Raw genomic sequence first — 8353 nt, 5'->3', positions numbered from 1 at the left:
CGCTTTGGCGGGGGTGAGCGACAAAACACTGTAGTAAAGAAAGTTTAGCCAGACAGTCGTGCTGCTAAATTGGTTTCCCCGCTTTGGCGGGGGTGAGCGACAAAACACTGTAGTAAAGAAAATTTAGTTAGCAATTGTAACTACTAATTTTTACCCTTTGCGTAAGCAGAGGTATATGAAAACTAATTTGTATATTCCTTGTGGTTGGTAGGTATTTTTACATACCTATCGACTCATTGACCCCCCTCTCGCTAAGTTACCCTCTCCTATTCAGTCGTATTTAATAGTTTTAAAAACTCATTTTTATATAAACCTTTATCTTTTTTATATGGTGACAGTCTAATTAATGCTTTCAACAAAAAAGCGCCCTAATAAAATCAGGACGCTTTGCGTTTAGGACAAATGAACAAGGATTATACAAATTTAAATAACAAATATTTGAGCGCTACCTTCATACTACGCTTATTACTTTGACAATATTTCTCGTAGTTAATTATGCCAATAGCAATTTTAGTGCAAAACAAACTCAGGGCGATAAGCCAAGCAAAATTTTGAGTCGATTGGTACAGGAAAGAAAGTACAGCTGAGCCACTTAATGCGATAATCGAATAGACAACTTCTATTCGATACCCACTAATAGCTTTCAATATTTTGGGCATTAAAAGCCGTCACCGAACGGATCAAAAGCATCAAAACAATCTTGCTCTATAGAGTCCTCTATCGACTCATCAATCTCATAAACAGTCATTACTCTATTAGGCTGGCCTATCACATTGCCGCCTACATCTACGATATTGCAACTCGCATTAGTAATAGGAAGACCGCTGGCTGGATTAATAGCAATATCAGTAACGTCATTATTTTTCATTTTTTAAACCTTAATAATCATTAATTTATACTTTCAAATTTAATGATTTCGTGATAAAAAACAAACTGTTTGACTGCGCAGCTCAGCAACAAACAGTTTGAATAGGACATTCACTCCTCTTCTATTTTTACTTAATTTTTTTAAGTAAAAACCCTTTCCTCTTTATCTAAAAAGTTTATTAATAAGTTTAATTTGAAGACGTTTTTTGTCTGAAAGACGCTCTTAAAACGCATTTTTCGGCACGAAAAACTGCAAAAAAGCGCCTCAGAATGAGGCCAACAAGCGCGTAATGTGTTGTAGGCGAAGCCGTAAATACATGGAGAAAGCGCGAATGTACAGCTGGTCTGTACTAACCGCGATAGTGTTTCGCATCAGCGAAATTCGATATCATTTTGGCACAAATTGATATCGAACCATCTATTTTCGCAGAAAATTACAGCAGATGAAAAATGCAAATTATGGGGCACCCATTGCATTGTCAGGCGCGGCAGTATGGCGGTTAGTACAGAGCGTAGCTCGGTGCATTCGCGCAGGGTCTAAAACGCTAGCGCGATAGCGCGTTGAGGCGGCTCGTTGCGGAGCAACACCAGAGCTGACGGGCGTTTTAGTCCCTATGGTTGAGTAGCGAAGCGACGAGGCCATCAGCTGAAAGCTGCCTTTTGTTGCGATAATTATCGCGACAATGATTCCGTGCATGCTGTCAGAGTATCTCGGAATGAAAAACGGAAATACATTTATAAAATGATGATAATTTTTGTGTTGCGATGCTAGTTAATTTTACTAATTAACTCATCAAAAGGATTTTTGAATTGACTCAGCAGCCATCAAAAAATTTAGAAACGAACAACACTCTTCATACTCACTACCCTCGCTATTTTGATATTGATATGCGGTATTATCTAGGCGCAAATAACCACCAAAAAGGGGTCAATAGAACCAAGGTCTCGGTGCTTATTGCAATTCGGTTTTCTATTGTTACACCAGGGATTATTTGTTGGTTATATGGCATCAATCATCGGTTAGCATTAGAGCATTTAAACCGGCTAGAAAAAGATGGGCTATTGCGTGTGGTAAAAACACACCGCAGTCCAGATGGTCGTGTCTACGTGCCTACCTATACTGCTGCCAAATTTGCCGAGGAGTTAATGGGCATTGACGTGCATTTTAGGAGCAATAAAAACCCTGCTCTGCAGTTCAATCATAATAATGTTATGCATAACCTAATTAACGCATTTGTCATGCTGCGCGGTATACATAATTATCACAGTGATGAAACATACGCCCCAATGTGGACGGGGTTTATTACTGAGCCTGAATTTAAACGTATTAATAACCTATCTGATACGCGAACTGTGGATGGCGCCGTGCTTCTTCCTGATGGCTCAATAGCCGCTATTGAGGTGGAACACAGTTTTAAAAATAAAACTGCACGACAGGTCATTTTACTAAAATATCTGGCCTCGTTAAAAAATGGCGATTACAGTAAGATTTTTTTATTCTCCCAATCAGTTAAAATTTTTGATGACATTAAGCGACTCCACGAACAGCTATTTACGGAGCTAACTGAACGTTACGACAAAAAAACGCGAGCACCACTTCTCAGTGAAAGCGATGCTGAATTACTTCACTCATCTATTATTTTCCGTACTAAATTATGTGAAGAAATTAATGAAATGTTTTATCAATAAACGATAGATAAGCAAAGGGGGAATGGATGTTAATCTATTCCCCCTTTGCTTTTGGCCTATTTAAAGCCTTGCCAACATTATTATTAAATACACGCTTTTGTGAAGTAATAACAAGGCGCTATATTTGCATCACGCCTTCCCCTAGAGGTGTAATCTCTATTAATGAGATTGAGCTGCTTAAACCAGATTCCAGCTTAAGCAGTGAGCCTGCAAATAATGACTCATGGCATATTTTAGGGGTAATGATTAGGCAGTTATTTTATTATTAAAATAACTTATATTTGTCCTTTATTATTTATTTAGAAGACTGTTTATTGAATCTTGGATATTACGATCAATACGATCTTGCTCAAACTCGTCAACAAATTCATTTTCAATATCATTTTTATAGTGGTCTTCAAATTCATCCTCAAACTTGCTATCAAAAACTGAATCAAAGCGGTCCTCTGGCGCATCACTAAAGGCTTGATCTGGCTCTTCATAAAACTCGTCATCATAATCAGGATATGCTGTTACGGGTTGGTGTACATCGTTTATTAAACAAATCATTAATTTATATATCAGAACTTTTACGCCACGATAATTAAGGTGCTTTTTATTAAAAACTTGAGGCTCTACAATAGCCCATAAACCCTTAAAGTTTGGGTTGTCGGCACTTAGCATGAGTTTGTTTATTTTATGATCGTTATCCCTTACAACCGTTTTGACATCTTCTAACAGGGTGATAATGTCTAGAGTAGAGGTATATCTGCAAATCATAGAATTTCCTTATCGTAAATTAATTTTGATAATTATTATCCGTTAATAATTACTTACTCCCCTTATTATGAGGTTATTTATAAATAGGCACTCTCAGGGAGAAATAGTGACTTTTTTTGTGAGTTTAAATTATTTATTTAAAACACAATTGGATCAGAATCTTTAAAACTAAAAAGCGAGCCTAAAGGCTCGCCAGAGTTTATGAGCTTTCTATTAACCGTAACCAACTGTCTTCTGCAGCTGCAAAATATACGTTGGGTTTTAGCATAAACAGCTGCTCAAATTCTGCACTAAACAAGCTGCAAAAGTTTGTTATGTCTTCAATATGTATGAGTAAAAAAGCATACATCTCAATACCTTCCAAATACCTCTCCGAGAACTCAGGATTAGCAGCTAGTAACTGTTGAGAAATACTAATACCCAGCACACACCCCACGCTATCTCGGTGTAAATAAACGTAATTGATGAAGCCCAGTTCAAGTTCTTGCTTATCAACAACATCAGCTAATAGCAAAATGGTGGAAGCATCCTCCCAGGGGGATTTACTAGCGCGTACATATTGGCGTATAAACGGTGATTTTTGTTCTTTCATGATTTTTCCTCGTTAATTTGTCCTAAAGCTAACTAGGCATAAGTCAGGAGAAAAATTGAAAGTTAATAGATAAACGACTTAAATTTGCAAAACACCTCAAAAACATTAATGTTAAGTTACTATTTCAAATATTGAGAATCTAAGATGAGTGATTTTATATGGTTATTACCAGCTGCTGTGCTGACGATAATTCTAATTAGACTTGTTAAACAAGCTAAAAAAGAAAATTAAGTAAAACAATACTTAACTCTTTGAGTACAACCAGTAGTAGTTAAAGTGACCAATAAGTCACTTTAAGGCCTTAAATGCAGCTTAATGATCCCTAAAAGGCACTTTATTGTGAAAAGTGAAAAACACTAAAATGCGTTTTAATTTTTTAAGCTTCTAATTTGATTTACACTCTATTGTATAAGGAACCTGAACAAGATTAGTCGGTATCTACTTTACTTGGCATTAACACATCTCAAACGCTTTACTCGCAAAAAATAGACACTATTGTATCCATTAATCCTATTTTAAATCCATTTAAGATACAGCTGTGTCTCTTTTACTTGCGGGTTATATTATTAATTACCTACTATCAAGCGAAGGTGATGTGCGGCTAGCTTTTGCAGAGCATCTAAAAGAACGTCGCAAAAAAGCAAAAATGTCACGCGAAGCGTTAGCTAAAAAAAGTACGGTACCTGCTTCTACGATAAATGTTTGAAGTTACTGGGCTCATTTCATTCAGGCTGCTATTATTTTTGTGGCAATCTCTCGACTACTTAACTCGTTTATATGACTTAACAAAAGTGCCAACTCAAGGCAAGAATGCGCCAACGTCTATCGCACAGGTATTAAAGCGTTATTAAATAATATCGATTCAAAGGTTATGGTAGTTTGTGTTTTTAATTTTGTAGTTAATACAATTTGCCTTTTAAGGCTGTTTTTAAGATACTAACTAAGTGCTGACGAGTTACATAAAATCGTAGCACAAGCCATAGCACGACAAAGTAACAGACTGTTTTTAAAGACTTTAATTGAGAACCTTATAACTATCGCAGTTAATGCATTTACTATTTATGAGTAGAGCCATTTTTTAGCCTTTCTAATTAAAGTCCTATAAAACAAAAAATGAAAAAATAGAGCATTTACTACTTTATTTTAAATTATATGATTAACAGCGTTAGATTATGCATTTTATTGACTTTTTCTTTGTTGATCTTTATCAATAAAAACTTCTGGCTTCTCTAATGAAATTTTAAAGCGTCGCTGTTAATATTGTCTACATCCTAAACAATAAAATAGTTCTGATGGCAGCTAATTATTCTCTCGATGATTTACGTTACTTTTGCACCATAGTAAAATTAGGTAGCTTTAAAAAAGCATCAATAAGCCTTGATATGTCACTATCAACTTTAAGCCGTAGAATACGTTTATTAGAGCAAGCTCTGCAATTAACGTTACTAAATCGAGATGCCCATCGAGTTACACTTACGCATACTGGCGAATTATATTACGATCGCTATCGTAAACTGTTTGATGAAGTAGAGTGTATAGAGCAAGCACTGTGTGATGAGAAAGACCAACCTAAAGGGAAAATTAGGATCTGTGCACCCATTTACATGGGTAAACATTTTTTAAGTGCTATTTTTTGTAATTTTTTACTGCAGTATCCCGATATTCAACTAGATTTACGCTTTTCAAATAACCTTATTGATATTGAAAAAGAAGGGATTGATATAGCGTTTAGAGTAAGAAACCCTGCTATTGATAATTGGGTTATTAGAGAACTAAAGCTTACTCATAATGTATTGTGTGCTCATCCTGACTATGATTATCAATCCATCACTCATCCTGAGCAATTAGAAGAGCAATCAAAAGTTACGTGCGTTGGGTTGGTACCGTGGCAATTAAAAAATCAGCAAACGAGTGAAGAGTACTGTTTTAATCCAAACACACATGTTCGATTAGAAGTTGATGAAATTCAAATGATGAAACAAGCAGTTGAGTCTGGTGTGGGTATTAGCTACATCCCTGATTATATAGCATTACCACTTATTAAAGCCGGAAAGCTTAAACACATTCTTCCTGATTGGCAAAGCAAAGGGCAGCCATTTTCTATGCTTTATCGCGACAGAAAACAAATCCCTTATCGAGTGCGATTACTTATAGAGCATACACTGCAACACTTCACTAAAATGTAGCAGTGTAGGCTTTTCACAGCAAAGTAATTAAGCTAATTCATCTTTTAAAAACTAAGCCTTAGTACGATTACACCTAAAAATGCCGTTGTTAATCCTATAACTTCTTGGCGTGTAAAAGACTCTTTTAGAATGATGCGTGAATACAACAAAATAATTAAAATATTCATACCTGAAATCGCTGAAACTAGCCCTGTATTACCAATAGCAAAAGCCGATATTATTGCAACCATGCCAGCTACATTTGTTAAACCAATAAGTAACCCGCACGAAAATGTTTTACCGGCAGACCAATACGCTTGAGAAGAGCCTTGCTCTGCTAGCATTTTTTTACGCTTTACTAACCAACTGACGGCAAAAAGAAAGCTACCAAAACCAAACATAGACGTTAAAGTTGCAAACGTATCCGCCTCAAGAAGCGTTGATTGCTTACCCATTAAATCATTAAATGCAAAGGACAGTGCCGCCAGTAACCCCCATTGCGCGCCTTGTAAATTACTTAATGAGATATCGCTGGAGTAGCGAATAATATAAAGGCCGCCAAAAATAATAAAAAAGCCGATTAATTGAATAACAGTTAAGGTTTCTTTCCATAATAAAAAGGCAAATAAAAGTACAAATATAGGCGTTAACCCCGACAGGATGCTAATTAAAGACGCTTTCCCAACCGAAAACCCTTTGTGCAAAAACCCATTAGCCGCAAAAGATCCAAAACCTAAAGCGAGTCCAACCGTAATATCAGCCCAGCCGTACCATGTGTGCTCAAACACCACAGTACCTAGCGCACTAATTATAAATCCCACAAAAAAAACACCGAATAATAATAGATTACGATTAATCTTTTTTTGTGACGTCCATTGGTACATTATTCCTCGCGCACCAAAAAAAACAGTGGCGAGTAATGCAAAAATTATCCACATATAAATGAGACCCTTTATAATTTACTTCGATAAACCTGAATAAAAAGTGGTTATTTAACATTGTTGAATGCAATGACTATTACATAAAGGTTCAGCTGTAAAACACGTAGCCACTACAAGAGCGTTACCCGATACCTAGCTTCTACTCTATAAAATAAGCAGCTTAAGCTTCAAAAAATAAAATACTAGCCACACAATTACACATTAATAAACAACAACACCAGTATATTCAATCTATAAATATTATAAATAGGCATAAGTGGCACTATAGATCCCATAAATAGCACTTAACTATTTAGTCGTTTAACTTCAATTACATAGTGAGCAACTAACACACAGAAATAACAACAACTTAGTGAAAAAAACGAATTTATAAAAACATAAAAAACAGTTTTAAACTGTCATTTTATCGACAATATATTTTTAACCTAAAACTCAATTGACTTTATTTTTAAACTCAATATGATTGATTTAAACAAAGAGGATAATATGTTTAATTTAATCACATACCTGCTAAAAACAAATACCACCTTCGGAATTTAAGCCGAGTGTAACCCTTACACTCGGCAGTTACACTGTACCTTTATATATTTAAATTCGATTTAGTTTTTGTGGGGATTAGTCCGTGCTTTCTTTTCTGTTCGAGCGTAAAAAATCTTTCCTGTCTAAAAATGACTTCACAGACGCAGCGGTACTATTACAACCGCTGAAGCTTGCGTATTTACTACAAGAAGTCGAGTATTCACAGCGGCCTTGGTCAAAATTCAATCCGCATGTACAAATTAATAGCACGGTGGTCATTAAAAATATAACCACCGGTTTTAAGCGCCGCATAACTTTAGTGCCTCCAAGCCAACGAAGGCACTTTATTAGTGACGTATCATTTCACTCTCCTCTTGGGGTCGCTCTTTTAGGGCATAAAATAAATCATATTATTGAATATAAAGAAGCTGGGGAATCCCACCTTTGGGAAATAATAGCCATTAATATTAAGGAGGAAATATAGAGTAAATTATTTCAATTTTTATTTATTAATTTTATATATTTAATTGGAGTTATTTGTAATGAGTAAAGAAAAACCTAAAAAACATGCAAGCAAAACATTAAAACAAAAACGTAAAGAGCGAAGAGATAAGCTAAAGCAACTTGAAAAATAATTAATATTATTTTAAATAAAGTCGCAAACTCGGGGTTTTTATAACCCCGAGTTTTTTGAAAAAACTAGAGGGCGTTCAGAATTCTGTGTCAGCCTAAATTGCTAAATATCTAGCACACCATCTAATCTACCTTCGAAGTGGATGGCCAATTGCGACAATGTCAGATTCCAGTTATGGATTGGCATT

Annotated in this window: 9 protein-coding genes; 4 read left to right on the top strand and 5 right to left on the bottom strand. The window is 35.5% G+C overall.

What is annotated here, in order from left to right:
- Positions 1 to 658 precede the first annotated feature (658 nt).
- Both I6F10_RS19490 and I6F10_RS19485 read right to left on the bottom strand, forming a co-directional pair.
- Complete coding sequence (locus I6F10_RS19490; RefSeq protein WP_197099277.1) at positions 659 to 868, bottom strand: hypothetical protein; 210 nt, start codon at positions 866 to 868, stop codon at positions 659 to 661.
- 456 nt (positions 869 to 1324) lie between these two features.
- Positions 1325 to 1510 carry a hypothetical protein gene (locus tag I6F10_RS19485; protein ID WP_197099276.1) on the bottom strand — a complete coding sequence of 62 codons (186 nt, stop codon included), beginning with the start codon at positions 1508 to 1510 and terminating at the stop codon, positions 1325 to 1327.
- A 167-nt stretch (positions 1511 to 1677) separates the two neighbouring features.
- Between I6F10_RS19485 and I6F10_RS19480 the strand changes: the two genes are divergently transcribed.
- Entirely contained in the window at positions 1678 to 2556 is an 879-nt protein-coding gene (locus I6F10_RS19480) for a hypothetical protein (protein WP_197099275.1), read from the top strand.
- 291 nt (positions 2557 to 2847) lie between these two features.
- Here the strand turns inward: I6F10_RS19480 and I6F10_RS19475 are convergent, their stop codons facing one another.
- Both I6F10_RS19475 and I6F10_RS19470 read right to left on the bottom strand, forming a co-directional pair.
- A complete protein-coding gene (locus tag I6F10_RS19475) occupies positions 2848 to 3315 on the bottom strand; it encodes a hypothetical protein (RefSeq protein ID WP_231620014.1) in 468 nt (155 codons plus the stop codon).
- Between the two features lie 199 nt (positions 3316 to 3514).
- Positions 3515 to 3907: a hypothetical protein gene (locus I6F10_RS19470; protein WP_197099274.1), complete on the bottom strand. Its 393-nt coding sequence runs from the start codon at positions 3905 to 3907 to the stop codon at positions 3515 to 3517.
- 538 nt (positions 3908 to 4445) lie between these two features.
- Here I6F10_RS19470 and I6F10_RS20560 point away from each other — a divergent pair.
- Both I6F10_RS20560 and I6F10_RS19460 read left to right on the top strand, forming a co-directional pair.
- The gene (locus I6F10_RS20560) at positions 4446 to 4613 is read left to right on the top strand and encodes a helix-turn-helix domain-containing protein (RefSeq protein ID WP_231620013.1); all 168 of its coding nucleotides are present in this window, start codon (positions 4446 to 4448) and stop codon (positions 4611 to 4613) included.
- A 586-nt stretch (positions 4614 to 5199) separates the two neighbouring features.
- Positions 5200 to 6093 carry a LysR family transcriptional regulator gene (locus I6F10_RS19460; RefSeq protein WP_165744905.1) on the top strand — a complete coding sequence of 298 codons (894 nt, stop codon included), beginning with the start codon at positions 5200 to 5202 and terminating at the stop codon, positions 6091 to 6093.
- A gap of 44 nt (positions 6094 to 6137) precedes the next feature.
- Here the strand turns inward: I6F10_RS19460 and I6F10_RS19455 are convergent, their stop codons facing one another.
- On the bottom strand, positions 6138 to 7010 hold the full coding sequence (locus I6F10_RS19455) for a DMT family transporter (RefSeq protein WP_197099273.1): 873 nt from the start codon (positions 7008 to 7010) through the stop codon (positions 6138 to 6140).
- Between the two features lie 625 nt (positions 7011 to 7635).
- Here I6F10_RS19455 and I6F10_RS19450 point away from each other — a divergent pair.
- On the top strand, positions 7636 to 8016 hold the full coding sequence (locus I6F10_RS19450; protein ID WP_024604280.1) for a GreA/GreB family elongation factor: 381 nt from the start codon (positions 7636 to 7638) through the stop codon (positions 8014 to 8016).
- Positions 8017 to 8353 lie beyond the last annotated feature (337 nt).

It is taken from the genome of Pseudoalteromonas sp. SWYJZ98, from assembly GCF_015864495.1.
GTDB lineage: Bacteria > Pseudomonadota > Gammaproteobacteria > Enterobacterales > Alteromonadaceae > Pseudoalteromonas > Pseudoalteromonas distincta.
Note: the sequence above shows the minus strand (reverse complement) of the source record. Positions and strands in the feature narration are given on the sequence as shown.